At 61.6% G+C, this 19259-nt stretch carries 18 protein-coding genes and 1 pseudogene; 9 read left to right on the top strand and 10 right to left on the bottom strand.

All coding sequences use genetic code 11. The features are described from left to right. Window positions 1-22 precede the first annotated feature (22 nt). Both AC3WOY_RS25150 and AC3WOY_RS25145 read right to left on the bottom strand, forming a co-directional pair. The gene (locus AC3WOY_RS25150) at window positions 23-1243 is read right to left on the bottom strand and encodes an MFS transporter (RefSeq protein WP_492428820.1); all 1221 of its coding nucleotides are present in this window, start codon (window positions 1241-1243) and stop codon (window positions 23-25) included. A gap of 55 nt (window positions 1244-1298) precedes the next feature. Continuing rightward, window positions 1299-2549 carry an acyl-CoA dehydrogenase family protein gene (locus AC3WOY_RS25145; RefSeq protein WP_492428818.1) on the bottom strand — a complete coding sequence of 417 codons (1251 nt, stop codon included), beginning with the start codon at window positions 2547-2549 and terminating at the stop codon, window positions 1299-1301. 287 nt (window positions 2550-2836) lie between these two features. Between AC3WOY_RS25145 and AC3WOY_RS25140 the strand changes: the two genes are divergently transcribed. Beyond that, window positions 2837-3535: a YitT family protein gene (locus tag AC3WOY_RS25140; protein WP_492428816.1), complete on the top strand. Its 699-nt coding sequence runs from the start codon at window positions 2837-2839 to the stop codon at window positions 3533-3535. A 105-nt stretch (window positions 3536-3640) separates the two neighbouring features. Next, on the top strand, window positions 3641-4408 hold the full coding sequence (locus AC3WOY_RS25135; RefSeq protein ID WP_492428814.1) for a 4'-phosphopantetheinyl transferase family protein: 768 nt from the start codon (window positions 3641-3643) through the stop codon (window positions 4406-4408). Between the two features lie 157 nt (window positions 4409-4565). Here AC3WOY_RS25135 and AC3WOY_RS25130 read toward each other — a convergent pair whose 3' ends face one another. After that, complete coding sequence (locus AC3WOY_RS25130) at window positions 4566-6080, bottom strand: AMP nucleosidase (RefSeq protein ID WP_492428812.1); 1515 nt, start codon at window positions 6078-6080, stop codon at window positions 4566-4568. Between the two features lie 240 nt (window positions 6081-6320). On the opposite strand from AC3WOY_RS25130, the gene pflA reads away from it, so the two are divergent. Then, a complete protein-coding gene (gene pflA / locus AC3WOY_RS25125) occupies window positions 6321-7103 on the top strand; it encodes a pyruvate formate-lyase-activating protein (protein WP_492428810.1) in 783 nt (260 codons plus the stop codon). Between the two features lie 76 nt (window positions 7104-7179). Then, window positions 7180-7275, top strand: a pseudogene (locus tag AC3WOY_RS25120) (glutathione S-transferase); the annotation flags it as partial. Window positions 7276-7297: 22 nt separating this feature from the next. On the opposite strand, the gene AC3WOY_RS25115 reads toward AC3WOY_RS25120, so the two are convergent. The 5 genes from AC3WOY_RS25115 to AC3WOY_RS25095 form a co-directional block, all read right to left on the bottom strand. Continuing rightward, window positions 7298-8566, bottom strand: a complete 1269-nt coding sequence (locus AC3WOY_RS25115; protein ID WP_492428808.1) for a branched-chain amino acid ABC transporter substrate-binding protein — start codon at window positions 8564-8566, stop codon at window positions 7298-7300. Window positions 8567-8717: 151 nt separating this feature from the next. Then, window positions 8718-9365 carry a GTP cyclohydrolase II gene (ribA, locus tag AC3WOY_RS25110; RefSeq protein ID WP_492428806.1) on the bottom strand — a complete coding sequence of 216 codons (648 nt, stop codon included), beginning with the start codon at window positions 9363-9365 and terminating at the stop codon, window positions 8718-8720. 34 nt (window positions 9366-9399) lie between these two features. After that, window positions 9400-10290 carry a pirin family protein gene (locus AC3WOY_RS25105; protein ID WP_492428804.1) on the bottom strand — a complete coding sequence of 297 codons (891 nt, stop codon included), beginning with the start codon at window positions 10288-10290 and terminating at the stop codon, window positions 9400-9402. A gap of 39 nt (window positions 10291-10329) precedes the next feature. After that, window positions 10330-11214: a pirin family protein gene (locus tag AC3WOY_RS25100; protein ID WP_492428802.1), complete on the bottom strand. Its 885-nt coding sequence runs from the start codon at window positions 11212-11214 to the stop codon at window positions 10330-10332. A gap of 38 nt (window positions 11215-11252) precedes the next feature. Beyond that, window positions 11253-11873 carry an FMN-dependent NADH-azoreductase gene (locus AC3WOY_RS25095; RefSeq protein ID WP_492428800.1) on the bottom strand — a complete coding sequence of 207 codons (621 nt, stop codon included), beginning with the start codon at window positions 11871-11873 and terminating at the stop codon, window positions 11253-11255. 99 nt (window positions 11874-11972) lie between these two features. Between AC3WOY_RS25095 and AC3WOY_RS25090 the strand changes: the two genes are divergently transcribed. After that, complete coding sequence (locus tag AC3WOY_RS25090) at window positions 11973-12890, top strand: LysR family transcriptional regulator (protein ID WP_492428798.1); 918 nt, start codon at window positions 11973-11975, stop codon at window positions 12888-12890. Between the two features lie 3 nt (window positions 12891-12893). On the opposite strand, the gene AC3WOY_RS25085 is transcribed toward AC3WOY_RS25090, so the two are convergent. Continuing rightward, the gene (locus AC3WOY_RS25085) at window positions 12894-14060 is read right to left on the bottom strand and encodes a mandelate racemase/muconate lactonizing enzyme family protein (protein WP_492428796.1); all 1167 of its coding nucleotides are present in this window, start codon (window positions 14058-14060) and stop codon (window positions 12894-12896) included. A 113-nt stretch (window positions 14061-14173) separates the two neighbouring features. Between AC3WOY_RS25085 and AC3WOY_RS25080 the strand changes: the two genes are divergently transcribed. Next, window positions 14174-15100, top strand: a complete 927-nt coding sequence (locus tag AC3WOY_RS25080; protein WP_492428794.1) for a LysR family transcriptional regulator — start codon at window positions 14174-14176, stop codon at window positions 15098-15100. Between the two features lie 90 nt (window positions 15101-15190). Here AC3WOY_RS25080 and AC3WOY_RS25075 read toward each other — a convergent pair whose 3' ends face one another. Next, a complete protein-coding gene (locus AC3WOY_RS25075; protein WP_492428792.1) occupies window positions 15191-15562 on the bottom strand; it encodes a response regulator in 372 nt (123 codons plus the stop codon). Between the two features lie 222 nt (window positions 15563-15784). On the opposite strand from AC3WOY_RS25075, the gene AC3WOY_RS25070 reads away from it, so the two are divergent. From AC3WOY_RS25070 to AC3WOY_RS25060, 3 genes are all read left to right on the top strand, one after another. Then, the gene (locus tag AC3WOY_RS25070; protein WP_492428790.1) at window positions 15785-15934 is read left to right on the top strand and encodes a hypothetical protein; all 150 of its coding nucleotides are present in this window, start codon (window positions 15785-15787) and stop codon (window positions 15932-15934) included. 19 nt (window positions 15935-15953) lie between these two features. Then, window positions 15954-17084 carry an NAD(P)/FAD-dependent oxidoreductase gene (locus tag AC3WOY_RS25065; protein WP_492428788.1) on the top strand — a complete coding sequence of 377 codons (1131 nt, stop codon included), beginning with the start codon at window positions 15954-15956 and terminating at the stop codon, window positions 17082-17084. A gap of 289 nt (window positions 17085-17373) precedes the next feature. Beyond that, window positions 17374-19218 carry a putative bifunctional diguanylate cyclase/phosphodiesterase gene (locus AC3WOY_RS25060; protein ID WP_492428786.1) on the top strand — a complete coding sequence of 615 codons (1845 nt, stop codon included), beginning with the start codon at window positions 17374-17376 and terminating at the stop codon, window positions 19216-19218. The last annotated feature ends 41 nt before the right edge of the window (window positions 19219-19259 follow it).

Here is a 19259-nt window from a genome sequence, read left to right as displayed (position 1 = left end):
GCGTATGTCTCCTTGAATCTTGTTATTGACGCGCAGGACGCGTCTTCAACTTCAAACTGAAACGAACTGCAACGGCGAGCACACCGACTGCGCCAACCAGCATCACATTCGAGGTCCCGAGGCGCCCGACGAGCATGCCGGCAATGCCCACACCAACAGACTGTCCCAGGAAGAAACACGACGCGAACGCGGACACCGCCGCACCGCGCCGCTCCGGCGCCATCTGCGTGGCATTGATCTGCAGCGTGTTGTGCAACATGTAGAACCCGAGACCGGCGCCGAAGCATCCGCCGATCGCCCACCACCATACAGGCGCAAGTCCCGTGGCAAGCAGCGCGAGCGCAACGAACACGCCACCCCACAGGGACAAGCCGACTTCACCCAGCTTTCGCACCAGCGTCGCCGATGCCACCGCAAACACGAATCCGCCCAATCCGAACAGCATGACCAGCGCGCCCGACAAGGTCAGCGACATGCCGTAGGTGTGGTGCATGTGCGAGGCGATGAAGGCGAAGGCGCCGTACAGGAACGCTCCTTCGAGGAAGACCGTGAGCAGCACCTTGCGCGCCCACGGCAGTCCGAGTATGTGCCTGAACTCGCCGGCCATGCGCGCCACCACGGCGCCTTCCGTACGGCGCACAATGCGCGCCCCGGCCGGAAGGCGGCGGTTCAGGGCGAACAGGGCGAGGCTGACGAGCAGGAAGACGCCGGCCACGAAAAAGAACGGCAGGCGCCAGTTCCCCGCATCCGCTGCAAGTCCGCCGATCAGCACGCCTGTTGCCAGCCCGAGGATCTGACCGATGAGAAAACGTGCGAGCACCGGCTGCCGCTGGTGGTAGGGAATGACGTCCCCGATCCATGCCATGGACAGCGGGATGATGGCTGCCGCAGTCGCACCGGCTGTCAGCCGCGCAGCGATCAGTGGAACGAAGCCGGGTGCCAGCGCGCAGAACAGCGAAGTCAGCGCGCATGCGAGCGTAGCGAAGGCCACGACAAGGTACTTGCCATACCGGTCGCCGACGGGTCCGAAGAACAGCTGCGACAGGCCGTAGGCGATCGAGAACACCGTGATGACATTGGAGGCATCGCCCAGCGAAACGGAAAACTCCTGCGCCAGCTGCGGCAGCATCGGATCGGTGACGCGCAGGGAGATGCCGCTGCCGAAGGCGGCAAGCGACAACAGGGGGACGGAGAGCGCGGGGATGCCGGTGACGCCGGACTGTTCTGGACTGGAAAGGGTCATGACACCGAATGGGGCAATGCTGGGCCTTGTGCAAGCAATGCCAATCATTCTAGTGTCAAACGGAATCCGGCGTATTCATGTAGGGCAAAGTGGCGCCGCGCCTTTCCGCCGCCGCGTCCATCTCCTGCCGCGCCACGGTGCGCAGATGCACCTCGTCGGGACCGTCCGCGATGCGCAGCACCCTTCCCCACGTCCACAACTCCGCCAGCGGCGTATCGGGGCTGAGTCCCATCGCGCCGAACACCTGCATCGCGCGGTCGCAGATTGTCGTGTGCAGCTTCGGCACGATCGCCTTGATCATCGCGATCTCGCGCGCCGCGCCCCTGGAACCATACTGGTCGATCATCCACGCGGTCTTGAGCACCAGCAGGCGTGCCTGCTCGATCTCCATGCGGGACAGCGCGATCCATTCGGCGACGTTCGCGTGCTGGTGCAGGTAGCGGCCGAATGTCCTGCGATCGGCTGCGCGCTCGCACATGAGTTCGAGCGCGAGTTCAGCCTGTCCGATCGAGCGCATGCAGTGGTGGATGCGTCCGGGACCGAGACGCGCCTGCGCAATCGCAAAGCCGGCGCCTTCCTCGTGGATGAGATTGCCGCGAGGGACGCGTACGTCGCGGAAAACCATTTCGCAATGCCCGCCGGGGAAGCTGTGGTTCATCACCGGAATATTGCGCACCACCTTGAGGCCCGGGGTGTCGAAGGACACGATCACCATGCTCTGGCGGCGATGCACTTCCGCATCCGGGTCGGTCACGCCCATCACGATCGCGAAACGGCACAACGGATGGGCCGCCCCCGAGATGAACCACTTGCGGCCGTTGATCACGTATTCATCACCTTCGCGCCGGATCGACAGCTGGATATTCGTCGCATCGGAAGATGCGACATCGGGCTCGCTCATTGCAAAGCAGGAACGGATGCGGCCGTCGAGCAACGGCTTGAGCCAGCGTTCGCGCTGCGCTTCGCTGCCGAACATGTGCAGCAGTTCCATGTTGCCCGCATCCGGCGCGCTGCAGTTGAATGCTTCGGACGCCCAGTGCACGCGGCCCATGATTTCCGCCAGCGGCGCGTACTCGAGGTTGGAGAGTCCTTGCCCGCCATGCTCCTTTTCGAGCGCAGGAAGGAACAGGTTCCACAAGCCCTCCGATTTCGCGATCTCCTTCAGGTCCTCCATGCATTGCGGATGCTGCAGGCCGTCACCGATTTCCTCGCGCCACAGCGGCAGGTTCGGCACCACGTAGTTGTCCATGAAATCCTGCAGCTGCCGCTTGAGCTGCAGGACACGCGGTGAAAACTCGAAATCCATGGGGTACTTTCTGAAAAATGATGAAATCGACGGATCGTTGGAATGCGTTCTTGCACGCCGATCAATCTGCGGAAAATGGTAATTGGCCCCGAACAATCATTCAAATGAATGCTTCTCATCCGAAGTTATAAATTCGCTGCATGCGCTCTCCGCCGCACATGGTTTGAAATTCTTGATCGAGGTCAATAAAATTCGCGGCGCGAGTGGATTAAGCTTGCGCGCACATTAACCTTTGTGGTCGATCCGATATCCATAAGATGTCGCGATCCCATACCGATTCCATGACCATGCACAATCGACAAGCTGCGGCCGCCCTGCCAGGTGCCGTACCCGCCCAAACCCTGCCCGCGATGATCGACCAGCACGACCGCGAGTCCGGTCAGACAACGCGACTGCAGCAGCACACCCTGTTCGACGACATGCAGGCACTGCTGACCGGCACCCTGCTTGTATCGCTCGGCGTGGCCATGCTGGGCAAGGCGCACCTCATCACCGGCGGCACCGTCGGCATCGCCTTCCTGCTCCACTATTTCACCGGCATGAGCTTCGGCAAGCTCTTCTTCGCCATCAACGTGCCCTTCTACTTCCTCGCAGTGAAAAAGATGGGCTGGAAATTCACGCTGAAGACCTTTGCCGCGGTGGGACTGCTGTCCGCCTTCTCTGAACTGCTGCCGCTCGTGTTCTCGATGGAGACGCTCAATCCGCTGTACGGCGCCATCATGGGCGGCCTGCTGTGCGGTGTCGGCCTGCTGGTGCTGTTCCGCCATCGTGCAAGCCTCGGCGGCATCAATGTGCTCGTCCTTTACCTGCAGGAGCGTTACGGCTTGCGCGCCGGCCTCGTGCAGCTCGGACTCGATGCAACCATTCTCATGCTTTCGATTCCGATGATTTCAATGACGTCGGTGGCCATTTCGCTCCTTGGGGCAGCGATGCTGAACCTGACGCTGGCCGTGAACCACAAGCCGGGCCGCTATATGGCGATCTGATTGTGGGAAATGCGGCGGCGCACCACAGATGTCGCCGCAACGCGATGCGCGGCGCGTGCGAATCTGCCGTATTATTGCCGTGTGACAATGCGCTCCGAAAAAACGATGCCTGCAGCCTCACCGCTCATAAGCGCTCCGATTGATCTGAAGGTCGACGCCAACTCCCCGCTCGATCTCGACTATCCTGCGCTGACCGAAGGCAGTGCCATCTGCATCGGTCTTTCTTTCGACTGGCGCCACCAGACGGCGCTGCATTCCTTCGCTCTGAAAAATACCCTGCAGGACGAGCATGCCCGCGCCGCCCGCTTCCCGCGCCAGGAAGACAGTATTCGCAACCTGCTTGGGCGAACGATGCTGCGCCGGGTCGCCGTGCATTACGGCGGCATGGATCCGGCACAGGTCATCCGCAGCAATACCTGGGGAAAGCCCGAACTGCCGGGATGCACGGTCGGCTGCAATGTCAGCCATGCCGGCAGCCAGGTATGGGTCGCCGTGTCGCGATTCCCCCGTGTGGGTATCGACGTCGAACTGACGAACGCGACGCAGGAATACCATGATCTCGCCGCCGGACTTCATCCCGACGAGATCGCCGCGCTGCGGCGTATGCCCGACGGCAAAGTGGCCACGGTACGCTGCTGGAGCCGCAAGGAATCCATCTCGAAAGCGACCGGCATGGGCGTCGCCCTGCCGCTGCGCGCGTATGCCGTGGAATGCGACAGGCGCCCCTCGGGCTGGCTGCGCCTGCCTCCGCCACGGACCGCAGCCGAGGACTGGACAACGGTAGACCTGCCCGTCGGCAAGGATTACGTCGGCGCCCTTGCCATCGAAGGGCGCTGCGACAGGATCACGGTCCTCCGTCTGAAGGTTAGCTAGTGTCCTGAGTCAGAAGTTCGTTGAGAAAGAAAAGTGATGCAATGGGCGTCAGGTGCCGCCGCAAACCGCAGCGATAGCGGGGCCTATCGCGAGGATTTGCGACGGTGCATGGCGTCCATTTCATCGCTTTTCTTCAACGAATTTCTGACTCAGGACACTAGAGGAACGCCACCTCGGCAAAGCTGCGCAGCTTCCGGCTGTGCAGCTTGTCCACCCCCTTGCGACGCAGCAGCTCCACCGCGCGGATGCCGATGCGCAGATGCTGGTCCACGCGCTCCCGATAGAACTGGTTGGCCATGCCGGGCAGCTTGATCTCCCCGTGCAGCGGCTTGTCGCTCACGCACAGCAGGGTCCCGTACGGAACACGGAAGCGGAAGCCGTTGGCGGCGATCGTTGCACTTTCCATGTCCAGGGCAATCGCGCGGCTCTGGCTGAAGCGGCGCTCCGGCGTGCGCTGCGGCAGCAGTTCCCAGTTGCGGTTGTCGGTGCTGGCCACCGTGCCGGTGCGCATCACGCGCTTGAGGTCGTAGCCCTTCAGCTGCGTCACTTCCGCCACCGCCGATTCGAGCGCAACCTGTATCTCCGCCAGCGGCGGGATCGGCACCCACAGCGGCAGGTCTTCATCCAGCACATGGTCCTCGCGTACGTAGCCGTGCGCCAGCACATAGTCGCCGAGCTGCTGCGTGTTGCGCAGTCCCGCGCAGTGACCGAGCATCATCCATGCATGCGGGCGCAGCACGGCAATGTGGTCGGTGATGGTCTTCGCATTTGCCGGCCCGACGCCGATGTTGACCATGGTGATGCCGCTGCCGTCGGCACGGATCAGGTGGTAGCCCGGCATCTGCGGCAATCGCGGCGGAGCCTTGCCCAGGTCGTCGCCCGCCTGCACTGCTTCGCCGACGCGGCGCGTGATCACGTTGCCCGGCTCCACGAAGGCAATGTAGTGATCCTCGTCGGCCGGCGCATCCGGATCGGGAACACGGTTCATGATCTCGTGCCCGAGACGGACGAACTCGTCGATGTAGAACTGGTAGTTGGTGAACAGCACGTAGTTCTGGAAATGCTCCGGCGCCGTTCCCGTGTAATGGCGCAGGCGGTGCAGCGAGTAGTCCACGCGCGGCGCCGTGAACAGCGACAGCGGCTGCGCTTCGCCGGGCGGCGGCTCGTGCGTGCCGTTGGCGATGCCATCGTCCATCGCGCCAAGGTCAGGCAGGTCGAACAGGTCGCGCAGCGCGAGACGGCGTTCGGCGGTCATACTGCCCTCGATATGGTCGTCCTGCGCGAATGAAAAGTGGACAGGGATCGGTTGCGCGCTCACGCCGACTTCAATCTGCACCTCCTGGTTCTGGCTGTGGTTCTTCAGCAGGAGCCGCAGTTGCTCGGTGTAGTAGTTTTCGAACAGGTCCGGCCGCGTGACCGTGGTCTCGAAGGTGCCCGGCCCCGCAACGAAGCCATACGACAGACGGGAATCGGCGCGCGCCACGGTCTCGGTCTGGATACGCACATAGGGATAGCAGGCCCGCACCCGTGACGGCAGGTGCTCGCCGTTGACGAATCGCTGCAAATGGGTCCGCAGGTGCGTGATGCTGGAATCGTAAATCTCGCGAATGCGCCGCAGCGCGTCGACGGCATCGTCAAAGCGTTCGGCCGTAATGTGATTGGGGCTAAGCAACTTGCTACTCCTCGTGAGTGAAAGCGGCCGGAATGCGCACGGCCCATTGCGACTATTGTAACGGCATGCGCTGCCCGGCGATGCATTCCCGCTGGAACTCGCTCCCGCACGCCGTGTCGAATCGGCGCATTCAGGAGATTCGATCATGAACACGGTTGTTGAAGCTGCAGTAGTCGAAAAGGCAGCACGAATTGAAAAGGCGGCGCTGGGCCGCACCTTCCACGAACGGGCCTGACATCAATGGGCGACTCGCCGCTCCACAGCATTCTGTTCCGTCCCGAGCACTGTGCCGGGGCGGGCGGCTTCGTCCATGCGGTCGAGACCTTCGGTGCAGCCGACGGTCCCGGCCTGCGTTACGTGCTCTTTACCGCCGGATGCAGGATGCACTGCCTGTACTGCCACAATCCCGACAGCTGGACGATGCGCGACGGCCAGCGGGAGACGGCAGAGGAAGTCGTCGAGGACGTCGGCCGCCATGCCGCCATCTACCGCCGCACCGGCGGCCTGACCATCAGCGGCGGTGAGCCGTTGCTGCAACCGGACTTCACCGGAGAGGTCTTCAGGCAGGTCAAGCGACGCTTCGGCCTGCACACGGCGCTCGACACCAACGGCGCCCTTGCCGGCCGCATTCCCGATGCGTGGTTCGACCCGGTGGACCTCGTGCTGCTGGACATCAAGCACATGGATCCGGTCAAGCACCGCGCGTTGACGGGCATCGATCTCCAGCCCACGCTCGACTTCGCCCGCCGTCTCGATCGCATGGGCAAGCCGGTCTGGATACGCCATGTGCTGGTGCCCGGCCACACCGACGACCTGCTCGACGTCGAGGCGCTCGCCGACTTTGTCGCAACCTTGAAAAATGTCCAGCGCGTCGAAATCCAGCCATTCCACAAGATGGGTGAAAACAAGTGGAAGGAACTGGACCGCAAGTACCAGCTTGCCGACACACCTGTTCCGACCGAGGCCCTGATCGACAGGGTCAGGAAGCAGTTCGAATGCCGCGGTCTTCCTGTCGTGGCCTGACCATTTGCCAGGCATCCTGCAGGGAAATCGCGAAGGTTTATATTGATCGGCTTTGGCGATACTTCACAGAGCCTGCATGACCGGACTTTCCGGATTCCCCGTCACGAAGAAATGGCCTGCGCGCCATCCGGACCGCCTCCAGCTCCTCTCGCTCAACCCGAACAACAAGATCCCGCACGAGCGAACTGAACTGCTCACTCGACGCGCTTCATCCTGCAGCTGGTCGGCAAGGTCGTGTCGGCCAGTGAGAGATAGCGTTCGGTCCTGAAGCCGTACCCGCTGCCTTCATTGTCGAAGCGTACCGAACCGTCGGCCACCTTGCGCATCACCGAGACGTAGAGGGGCTGCAGCAACTGGTGATCGTCCGCGCGCATCACCGCTTCGTGGAAGGCGTTCTTGTAGCGCGCGCCTTCCAGTGCCTTCGCGACGGCGGCGGCCTCGGTGGACTTCGCTTTCTCGATGGCGGCAACCAGCATGTCGATCATGAGATGCATGCGCAGGTGCACGTAATCGTCTTCCGGCGCCGGATAGCGCTTGCGGAAGTCCTTGTAGAAGTCATCGCTGGCGGAACTCTTGATGCCCTGTCCGGTATTCGGATGCCATTCCGCCACCGCACGCACGCGCCCGACGCCGGCTTCGCCGATGGCTGCGGGTGCGCCCAGCCCGTTTCCATAGAAGGTATAGAACTTTGCGTTCAGCCCGCCTTCTTTCGCCGCCTTCACCAGCAGCGTCAGGTCGTTGCCCCAATTGCCCGTGATGACGGTATCCGCGCCGCTGGCCTTGATCTTCACGATGTAAGGCGTGAAGTCCTTGATCTTGCCGATCGGGTGCAGTTCGTCGCCGGCGATGGCGATGTCCGGGCGCTTCCTTGCCAGTTGCGCACGCGCCGAACGCGCCAGTTGCTGGCCGAAACTGTAGTCCTGGCCGATCAGGTAGACGCGCCTTGCGCTGGTGTCGCCCTTGATCACTTCGGTCAGTGCGTGCATGCGCATATCGGCATTGGCGTCGAAGCGGAAGTGCCAGAAGCTGCACTTTTCGTTGGTCAGCGCGGGATCGACGGCGGAATAGTTCAGGAACAGCATGCGCTGGTCCGGCGTGCGCTGGTTGTGCTTTTCGATGCCGTCGATGAGCGCCGCCGCTACCGCGGAACTGTTGCCCTGCAGGATGAAGCCGACGCGCTGGTCGGCCATCTGGCGCAGGCCGATCAAGGCTTCTTCGACGCCCTGCTTGCTGTCGTAAGTGGCGAGTGCCAGAGGATGCGCGCCGTCCGGCAAACGGACGCCGCCGCGTGCGTTGACGTTCTCGATTGCGAGCTGGATGTTACGGACTACTGCGTTGCCGGCGTTCGCGAAGGAGCCGGATACGCCTTCGATCATGCCGAGTTTGATGGGGTCGGCGGCGTGAGTGGTCGCAGCGAATGAGGCTGCAACGATGGCCAGAACGATACGCTTAAGTGGTGACATGACATGCGAGACGGTGGATCGGAATTGCGCTCCCTTCTCCCGCAGGCGGGAGAAGGGTTGGGGATGAGGGGTGTTGCCAAGACCGGAGGAGGTTGCGCAACCACCCTCACCCCTAGCCCCTCTCCCGCCTGCGGGAGAGGGGAATGGAGAATCACTCCTGCTCGAAATCGAGCATATGTCCCAGCTTCTGCTGCTTGGTGCGCAAATAGCCGATGTTGTGCGGCGTATGCGCAGTAAGGACCGGCACACGCTCGTCGACCTTGATGCCATGGTCCGCGAGCTTCTTCATCTTCTTCGGATTGTTGGTCATCAGGCGAACGGAACGGACGCCGAGGTCATCCAGGATCTGCGCCGCGACCTGGTAATCACGGGTATCGACCGGCAGGCCGAGCGCGAGGTTCGCCTCGACCGTATCCTGTCCCTGGTCCTGCAACTGGTAGGCGCGGATCTTGTTCGCCAGGCCGATGCCCCGGCCCTCATGGCCGCGCAGATAAACGACGACGCCCAATCCTTCGTTCGCAATCTTCGCCAGTGCCGCGTCGAGCTGCTCGCCGCAATCGCAGCGCAGCGAACCGAGCACATCCCCGGTCAGGCATTCTGAATGCACGCGCACCAATACCTTTTCCTGCCCCTTGAGCTCTCCCTTGACGATGGCCACGTGCTCGACCGATTCGCCGAGCGGCTTGTAGACATGGATGCGGAACTCGCCGTGCTTCGTCGGCAGAAGCGACGTGGCGACGTGATCGAAAATCTTGTCGGAGCCGGCTGCAGCCGTGTTGTGGTCTCCGGTGTTGTTCATTATGAATCGTCCCAGTTGAAGCAAGGCATGGATTTTAGCTGAAAGACTCTGCCGGCTTCGGTTCGTCCGGCAAGGGAATCCATTCGGTCTCATCCGGCACCTTGCCGAATCCTTGCGCGCGCCAGCGTTCCTTCGCTTCCTGGATCGCCTCCTTGCTGCTCGCAACGAAATTCCACCAGATATAGCGGTCGCCGTCGATCGGTTCACCGCCGAGCAGCATGACGCGCGCCCGTGTTTTTGCCTCTATTGTAAGGGTTTGGGCGCTGCTCGGCACGGCCATGTGCCTTTCCGCGAGCGGGGCGCCGTCGATCTCGATCGATCCTTGCGCAAGGTAGAGCGCGCGCTGCGCATACTCGGAAGGGAATTCGAACCGGACGCCCTGCTCCATCTCGAGCGCCGCGTAGAACATGGGGGAAAAGGTCGTGACCGGCGAGGTCATGCCGAACGCGCTGCCCGCGATCAGGCGCAGGTTCAGACCGTCCGCGGCAATCATCGGCAGCGTGGCGGCAGGATGATGTTCGAAGGAAGGCTCTACTTTTTCATGCTCTTTAGGCAACGCAATCCAGATCTGGATGCCTTCCAGCCCGCCGCCGGACCGGCGCACCGCATCGGGCGAACGCTCGGAATGCGCGATGCCGTCGCCGGCCGTCATCCAGTTCACGTCGCCGGGATGGATTTCCTGCACGGTACCAAGCGAGTCGCGGTGCATGATCGCGCCCTCGAACAGGTAGGTGACCGTCGCCAGTCCGATGTGGGGATGCGGGCGCACGTCGAGTCCGTCGCCGGGCGCGAAATCGGCGCGTCCCATGTGATCGAAGAAAATGAACGGGCCGACCATCTTGTGCGGATGGCTCGGCAGCAGCCGGCGAACCATGAAACCGCCGCCGAGGTCCTTGGTGTGCGGCTTGATGAGTGCGAAGGTCATGGGCAGTCTCCTTGTTGTCAGTTCCTGCCCATTATCCGCTCAAGCCGCCGCTTGCGTGAATTTGCCGCTCTGGAAGTCCGTGATCGCCTGTTCGATTTCCTCGACGGTATTCATCACGAAGGGGCCGTACTGCACGACCGGTTCCTTCAGCGGACGTCCCGCAAGCAACAGGAAGCGCGCGCCGCCTGCATCCGCACGAACTTCCACCTGGTCTCCAGGCGACAGGAATCCTGCGCTTTGCGACTTCAGCGGACGAGGCGCCTCGGCATCCCCGATCTTCACACTGCCTTCGTAGACATAGAGGAAGGCATTCAGGTGCTTGCCCAGCGGATGCGAAAACACTGCGCCCGCCGGCAAGACCACGTCCACATAGAGCGGCTCCGTGCTCAGTCCCTGGATCGGGCCGGCCACGTCCTTGCCATCGATGCGCAGGGTGCCGGCAATGACCTTCGCCGTGCCGCCATCCACCAGCGCCGCCACTGGAATTTCCGCAGGCGGAATATCACGATAACCAGCCGGCTTCATCTTTTCCTTCGCCGGCAGGTTGATCCACAACTGGAAACCGCGCATGCGCCCTTCTTCCTGCTGCGGCATCTCCGAGTGCACGATGCCGCGGCCGGCCGTCATCCACTGCACGCCGCCGTTCTTCAGCTCGCCGACGTTGCCGAGATGATCCTCATGCCGCATATGGCCGTCGAGCATGTAGGTGACGGTCTCGAAGCCGCGGTGCGGGTGCGGCGGGAAACCGGCGATGTAGTCGCCCGGATTGTCCGAGGAAAACTCGTCCAGCATCAGGAACGGGTCAAGACGGCTGCCCTGCCCCTGCCCGAGGCTGCGGCGCAGCTTGACGCCGGCGCCGTCGGAGGTGGCGAGGCCTTCGATCACGCGTTGCAGCGTGCGGGTGGTGACGGTCGTTGTGGTCATGGCAGTTTCTTCCGGTTAGTGCTTGGATGTTAGACGATTCAGGCCGCTTCGCGCAGCGGGGCGGAGAGTTGGCGGATGACGTCTTCCGCCTTGGCCAGGCCTGCCTGCTTGCTCTCTTCGCCCATCGCCAGGCCTTCCGCATAAACGAATTCGACATCCGACAGGCCGATGAAGCGCAGGAAATCGCGCACATAGCCGGTTTGCGTGTCCGACGGCGTGCCTTGGTACATGCCGCCGCGGGCAGCGAAGACATAAACCTTTTTCCCTGTCAGCAAACCGACCGGACCGGTCTCGGTGTAGCGGAAGGTCACGCCGGCACGGGCGATGTGATCGAAATACGCCTTGAGCGTCGACGGCACGCCGAAGTTGTACATCGGCAGGCCGAGGGCGATGACGTCGGCATTGCGCAGCTCATCGATCAGCGCATCGGAAAAATCGACGACAGCCTGCTGCTGAGCGGTCCGGTCTTCCGGTTTGGCCAGGAAAGCGCCGAAACGTTGTCCGTCGAGATGCGGCACAGGATCGGCGGCGAGGTCGCGGGTGATGACCTTGCCTTCCGGATTGGCTTCGCGCCAGGCGGCAACGAATTCATTGGACAGGCGGCTGGATTGGCCGTTACCGGAAAACAGGCTGGAATTCAGTTGGAGCAGGGTTTTCATCGATTTCTCCTTGTGTGAAGTTGGTATGCGTATTTAACTATTGAATGAACCGATAAAAAAGTAGAATAATTAGCGTCAAACTATCTATTGAACTGATAAATGGAAAACCAGTACATCACTCTGGAGCAATGGCGCACGCTGATTGCTGTCGTCGATACAGGCGGCTACGCGCAGGCGGCGGAGGTTTTGCACAAGAGCCAGTCGTCGGTGACCTATGCAGTGCAGAAAATCGAGTCCTTGCTTGGTGTGAAGGCTTTCGAGATCCAAGGGCGCAAGGCGATCCTGACGCCGACCGGGCAGTTCCTGTACCGGCGTGCGCGCGCCCTGCTGGACGAGTCAAGTGCACTGGAACGCGCGGCGCGCCGCCTGTCGGCAGGTTGGGAGGCGGAAATACGGATTGCGGCCGAGATCATCTTCCCGACCTGGCTGCTGCTGGACTGCCTCGACAAGCTGGGGAAGGAAAGCCCGCACACGCGTATCGAACTGATCGAGTCAGTCCTGGCGGGGACCTCGGAGGCGCTGCTGACCGGTGCGGCGGACCTTGTCATTTCGAATATGGTGCCGCCGGGATTCCTCGGCATCCCGCTGATGCGGCCGCGATTCATCCCGGTTGCGAGCCCCTCGCATCCGTTGCACCACCTGGGGCGCAATGTCACGATGGAGGATTTGCGCCATCACCGCCATCTCGTGATCCGCGAATCCGGCACGCGCCGGGATACCAAGGCCGCCCTGGACGTTACACAACGGTGGACGGTCAGCCATGCCGCCACCTCGATCGAGGCGGCACGGCGCGGCTTTGGGTTTGCCTGGTATCCGGAAGAGAAGATCCTCAAGGAATTGCGGGAGGGATCGCTCAAACCGCTCCCCATGGGTGAAGGCGGGGAAAGGTTTGCGCAGCTTTACCTCGTGCTCGCCGATCCCGACAGCGCGGGCCCCGGAACGCGGCGCCTGGCGGAAATCATCCGCGAGACCGTGAACACGGAGTGCATGCGCTACGAGCCGCAAGAAAAGGCGTAAAAATCAGGCTGACAGCTTCTGCATTTCAGCGAAGAGGTCGGCCTTCCCTTCAAAGCCGATGCCCGGCAGGTCAGGCATCGTGATATAGCCGTTGTCCACTTTCACGCCGTCCGGGAAACCGCCGTACGGCTGGAACAGGTCGGGATAGGATTCGTTCCCGCCCAGTCCGAGGCCGGCAGCGATATTGAGCGACATCTGGTGACCGCCGTGGGGAATGCAGCGACTCGGCGACCAGCCGTGCTGGTGCAGCATCTTCAGTGTGCGAAGATATTCGACCAGGCCGTAGCTCAACGCGCAGTCGAATTGCAGCCAGTCGCGGTCCGGACGCATGCCGCCGTAACGGATCAGGTTGCGCGCATCCTGCATCGAGAACAAATCCTCGCCGGTCGCCATCGGCTTGTCATAGTAGTTGCGCAGCGCCGCCTGCAGTTCGAAATCGAGTGGATCGCCCGGCTCTTCGTACCAGAACAGGTCGTACTGCGACAGCGCCTTCGCATATTTGATCGCCGTGTCCAGGTCGAAGCGCCCGTTGGCATCGACGGCGAGCTTCTGTCCATCCTGCAGAACGCTGAGGATGGCGTCGATACGGCGCAAATCCTCATCGAGCGAAGCGCCGCCGATCTTCTTCTTCACCACCGTATAGCCGCGGTCGATATAGCTGCGCATCTCGTCCTTCAGCTTTTCATGGTCCTGGCCCGGATAGTAGTACCCGCCCGCGGCATAGACGAAAATCTTGCGATTGGGCCGGCCATTCCCGTAGCGGTCGGCAAGAAACTGGAACAGCGGTTTTCCCTCGATCTTCGCCACCGCATCCCAGACTGCCATATCGATGGTGCCGATCGCCACCGACCGCTCGCCGTGGCCGCCCGGCTTTTCGTTGGTAAACATGGTGTTCCAGACCTTCTCCGGGTCGAGGTTCTTGCCGGTGTCATCGACGAGACTGTCGGGCTTCGCGTCAAGCAGGCGGGGAATGAATCGTTCGCGCATCAATGTGCCCTGCCCGTACCGTCCATTGGAATTGAACCCGTAGCCCACCACTGGCTTTCCGTCGCGGATGACGTCGGTCACGACCGCAACGAGACTCAGCGTCATCTTGCTGAAGTCGATGTAGGCGTTGCGGATGTTCGCGCTGATGGGGACGGTTTTTTCACGGATTTCGACGATTCTCATGCTTATCTCCTGAAGGGCATCGCGGTGCGTGGATGCAATGGCTGGGAGACGCTAGGTTAATCGTGAAAAAGACGGCTAGAATTAACTGAAACTCAATTGAATTATGAATTGAAGTGAAAACACATATCTCGGCTGACCTGGAGTTCTTTGTCCTGATTGCCCGGCACCGCAGCTTGTCCGCTGCAGCCCGAGCGCTCGACTTGACGCCTGCCGCAGCGACCAAGCGGCTTGCGCAGCTGGAAAGCAGGCTCGGCGTCCGGCTTGTCAACCGCACAACGCGCAGCCTCAGCCTGACGAGCGAAGGCGAAACATTTCTCGCCCACGCGACGCGCATTCTCGATGAGATAGGAGAGATGGAGGAGGCAGTCACGTCCGCACGTACGACGCCTCGCGGATTGGTGCGGGTCAACGCGACACTGGGTTTTGGCCGCACGACGATCGCACCGCTCGTTTCCGAATTTGCAAAGAAGTATCCGGAAGTCGAAGTGCAGGTTGAAGTGACGGACAGGCCGGTTGACCTTGTGGAGAGCGGTTTTGATCTTGCGATCCGCTTTGGCGCGCTGCCTGACAAACGACTGAATGCGCGGCGTTTAATGTCGAACCGGCGCTTCCTTTGCGCGTCACCCGCCTACCTCAAGCGGCACGGGATGCCGGCAAGCCTCGCCGATCTGGCCCATCATCGCTGCATCATCCACCGGCAAAACGACGATGCCCATGGGATCTGGCGCTTCATGCAGCGCGAACACAGCGAAGCCATCAAGGTGCATGGCGCGCTGTCGAGCAACGATGGCGACATCGTGCTCGGCTGGGCGCTGGACGGACACGGCATCCTGATTCGCTCCGAGTGGGACCTGGCGAAATACATAGAAAGCGGCAGGCTGAGGGTGGTGCTTCCGGAATTCACGCTACCGTCCGCGGACCTGTTTGTCTATTACCCCAGCCGGCGCAACCAATCCATCCGCACCCGCGCGTTTATCGACTTCCTCGTGAAGCATTTCCGCAAGCCGTTCAAACCCATCAACCCGACGGCCGAAGAGTAACCGGCGACTTGCTTAGCCGCCGATCTCCATAAGATTAAGCTGTGGATGAGTGCGGGACGGTTCGCCCGCCTCTGGGTAATGGAATGGCGCCTACCGGCCGGACGCTGCGAAACAGTCCGCGACCTCGGCGATGAGCTTTTTGTAGTCGATCGGTTTCTCGACATACCGGTCACACACTTCCAGCACGCGCTCCTTGTCACCCTTCATGGCCGAGGCTGTCACTGCAATGACGGGGATGTGCGCCGTTTCCGGAGCTGCCTTGAGGATGCGCGTCGCCTCGATGCCATCCATGTCGGGTAATTGCATATCCATCAGGATGATATCCGGCTTCTCCTTCATCGCGGACGCGATGCCCTCCTGCGCAGTGGTCGCCTGCAGTGCCCGGTGACCCGCGCTGGAAAGGACGAGCACAGCGAGTTTCATATTCGCAGGGTTGTCTTCGACGATCAGGATAAGTGCCATGTAATACGAGAAGCAATGTTGCGGAGGCGCGGTCTTTCTGCGCCGGATGCGGGAGAAAAGATGCTCGCCCAGGGAAGCGGCTTGTGTCAACTCTTCGATAGGCGACGTGTGCACGAAGGATACAACAGGCGTTATATTCCACAGTGGATTGCACGAAAACATTTTGGTGACATACCCGCAATGAGGCAAATTCCATCACGGAGCAACCAGGCAACCACCCGGATGAATTCGGTCCCCCAGCAGAATGCTGCCCTCGTGGAAGAAGCAGCAGCCGCAGCAGACGCGATGCAGAACCAGGCGGGCGAACTGTCCCGGGCAGTGAACGTCTTCAAGCTGGCCGGCGACCAGCGCTTCCTTGCAGCGGCATCCTGAACATTACGACAACACACTCATGACAGGAACATCCTCGGATTACCTCATCATCGGCGGCGGCATTGCCGGCGCAGCCATCGGCTACTGGCTCGCGCCGCACGCGCGCGTCATCCTGCTCGAACAGGAGAGCCAGCCCGGCTACCACAGCACCGGGCGGTCCGCCGCCCTCTTCTTTGAAAGTTACGGCCCGCCGCAAGTACGTGCGCTCACCTGCGCCAGCCGTGCATTCTTCGAGAATCCGCCTGCCGGGTTTACCGATCATCCCATCCTTACGCCGCGCGGCGCGCTGATGGTGGCTGCCGAAGGCCAGGAGGCACTGCTCGCCGAACACGACACCATCGTAAGATCGGTATCCAGTCACGCGCAACGGCTCGATGCCGCACAAGCTTGCGACCTGGTGCCCGCGCTGCGCCGGGAGTGCGTACTTGGCGCCGTGTATGAACCCGATGCTTCCGATATCGATGTCCACGCCTTGCATCAGGGCTATCTCCGCGGCCTGCGTGCGGCAGGTGGGCTGGTGCAGTGCAATGCGTCGGTGTCGGCCATCGCATACGCTGACGGCAAATGGCGCGTCGCTGCAGGCACAGAAGCCTACGAAGCACCGGTCGTGGTCAATGCCGCAGGCGCGTGGTGCGACGTGATCGGCGCCATGGCGGGTGCGGCTCCGATCGGCCTCGTGCCGAAGCGTCGTTCCGCATTTACATTTGCACCGCCGGAAGGGCTCGACACCACCCGCTGGCCGATGTTCATCGGCGTCGACGAAACTTATTACGTCAAACCGGATGCGGGTTTGCTTCTCGGATCGCCGGCCAATGCCGATCCGGTCGAGCCGCATGATGTGCAGGCGGAAGAACTCGACATCGCGCAGGCGATCGACCGTATCGAGACCATGACCACGCTCACCATCAGACGGCCGCGCCATGTCTGGGCCGGCCTGCGCTCCTTTGTCGCCGACGGAAGCCTGGTCGGAGGCTTCGACCGGAAACTGCCCGGATTTTTCTGGGCCGCCGGCCAGGGCGGATACGGGATACAATCTTCCGCCGCGGCGGGCGAACTGTACGCCGCCATGTTGCGCGGACTTCCCTTGCCATCCGGCATCGCTGCGTTTGGCGCTGATCCCGTGCAACTCAGTCCCGGCCGCATCCGCTGAACCGGCCAGAATTTCCCTTCTGCATCGTCATCGATCGATTTTGCTGCAGCAGGGAAATCTTTCCTCTTTTTCTCTCGTTTCAGGTCCGATATTTCCTGCTTCTGCAGGGAACATTGAGCATTTTCATCTTTCTAAGGGGACTTGGCGCAAGACGCCGGCAAAACTTTTTGCTGCGCAATTTTTCCTGACGGATACCAGCGCCTGGCATTCACAAGCAATGCCCCTACGCCATGCCCTCGCCTAATGCATCAGGACATGAATATATGACGCCCTCCCATGGGCTCGAGAGATGACCCAATTGCTTAGACCAAAAATCCTTCTCGTTAACGATCACCCGCCTAGTCTGCTCGCGCTCAAAACCTTGCTGGTCAATGCCCCGCAGGCCGATGAGTATGAGGTGATCACCGCGACCTCCGGTGCTGAAGCACTGCGCGCGGTCCTCGATCACAATTTCGCAGTCATTCTCCTCGACGTCAGCATGCCCGGCATGGACGGATTTGAAACCGCGCAAACCATACACTCGCATCCGCGCTCGGCATCGGTGCCGATCATTTTCATTACCGCCTACTACGCGGATGAAATGAATCGCCTGCGCGGATACCAGCATGGAGCGGCGGATTACCTGATCAGTCCGGTCATTCCGCAGATCCTGCACAGCAAGATCGCCGTGTTCATCGAACTGGCCAAGAAAAACCTCCAGCTTGAGTTCCAGAAGGAAGAGCTTGCGTTGATGAATCGCGACCTGCAGGTGCAGCAGATGCGCGACCTGAAACGCATCAATGCCGCGCTCGAAAGCGAGATCCTCGAACGCCGCCAGGCCGAGGCGCGTGCGCACGACCTGGCGACACGCGATCCCCTGACCGGATTGATGAACCGGCGCTCCCTGACCGAACGCCTTGAGCACGCGATCGCCATGGCCAATCGTTACGGCCAGCGGCTGGCGCTGCTCTTCCTTGACCTCGACCGGTTCAAGAGCATCAATGACAGCCTCGGCCACGATGCGGGTGACGATCTCCTGCTGCAGGTGGCCGACCGCATTTGCGGTTCTGTGCGCGAGTCGGATATCGTCGCCCGGCTGGGCGGCGACGAGTTCGTGGTACTGATGGAAGCCTTGCCCAATTACACGGCGGCCGCCGAAGTGGCGCGCAAGATCATTGCGACCGTCGACCAGCCGTTCCTGCTGGGCTCGCAATCCATCAAGACCTCGGCCAGCGTGGGCATCAGCCTGTTTCCACAGGACGGCTCGACCATGCAGACCCTGATGCGCAGCGCAGACCTTGCGATGTATCACGCCAAGCAGGAACAGCGCGGCACCGTCCAGTTCTTCCACGAGGACCTGAATGCGCGCATGCTCGAACGATGCCGGCTGGAACAGGAACTCCAGCACGCCCTCGAAAACGAAGAGTTCGAGCTGTACTACCAGCCGAAGATCGAAGCGCGCACCGGGCGCGTCGCCGGCGTCGAAGCCTTGCTGCGCTGGCACCATCCGCGGCTTGGACTGTTGAGCGGCGGGCAATTCATCCCGGCCGCATCCGAAACCGGCATGCTGGTTTCGATCGGTGAATGGGTAATCGCGGCCGCCTGTGCGCAAGCCAGGCGCTGGCGCGACGAAGGCATGCCGATGCCGACGTTACCGATTGCGGTCAATGTCGCCATCCCGCAGATTTATGCCGACCTGCCGGACATCATCGAGCGCGAGCTGCGCAGGCAGCAAGTCCCGCCGTCCAGCATCCAGCTCGAAATTACCGAGTCGCTGGTCATTACCGATACCGAAAAGGCAACATCGGTCCTGCGCGAAATCAGCGAGAGCGGCATCACGATTGCCATCGATGATTTTGGCACCGGCTATTCCTCGCTATCCATCCTCAAGACCCTCCCGATCGACATCCTGAAGATCGACCAATCTTTCGTACGTGACCTCGGCAAGAATGCCAGCGATACCGCCATCGTCGCAGCCATCGTCAACATGGCGCGTGCCCTTGCGTTGCGCGTCGTGGCCGAAGGTGTCGAGACAAAGGAGCAGCTCGCGGTCCTGCACGACCTCGGTTGCGACGAACACCAGGGCTATTTCTACAGCAGACCTCTTCCGGCCGGCGACCTCGTGCAGACGCTGAGGCAGCGCAGCCTCGCCTGACCGCGCCCGGACATACCGGGCTTCATCATTATCAAAGAAGG

The organism is Noviherbaspirillum sp. FW303-A3, assembly GCF_058788695.1.
This window is presented reverse-complemented; position numbering and strand designations above follow the sequence as displayed.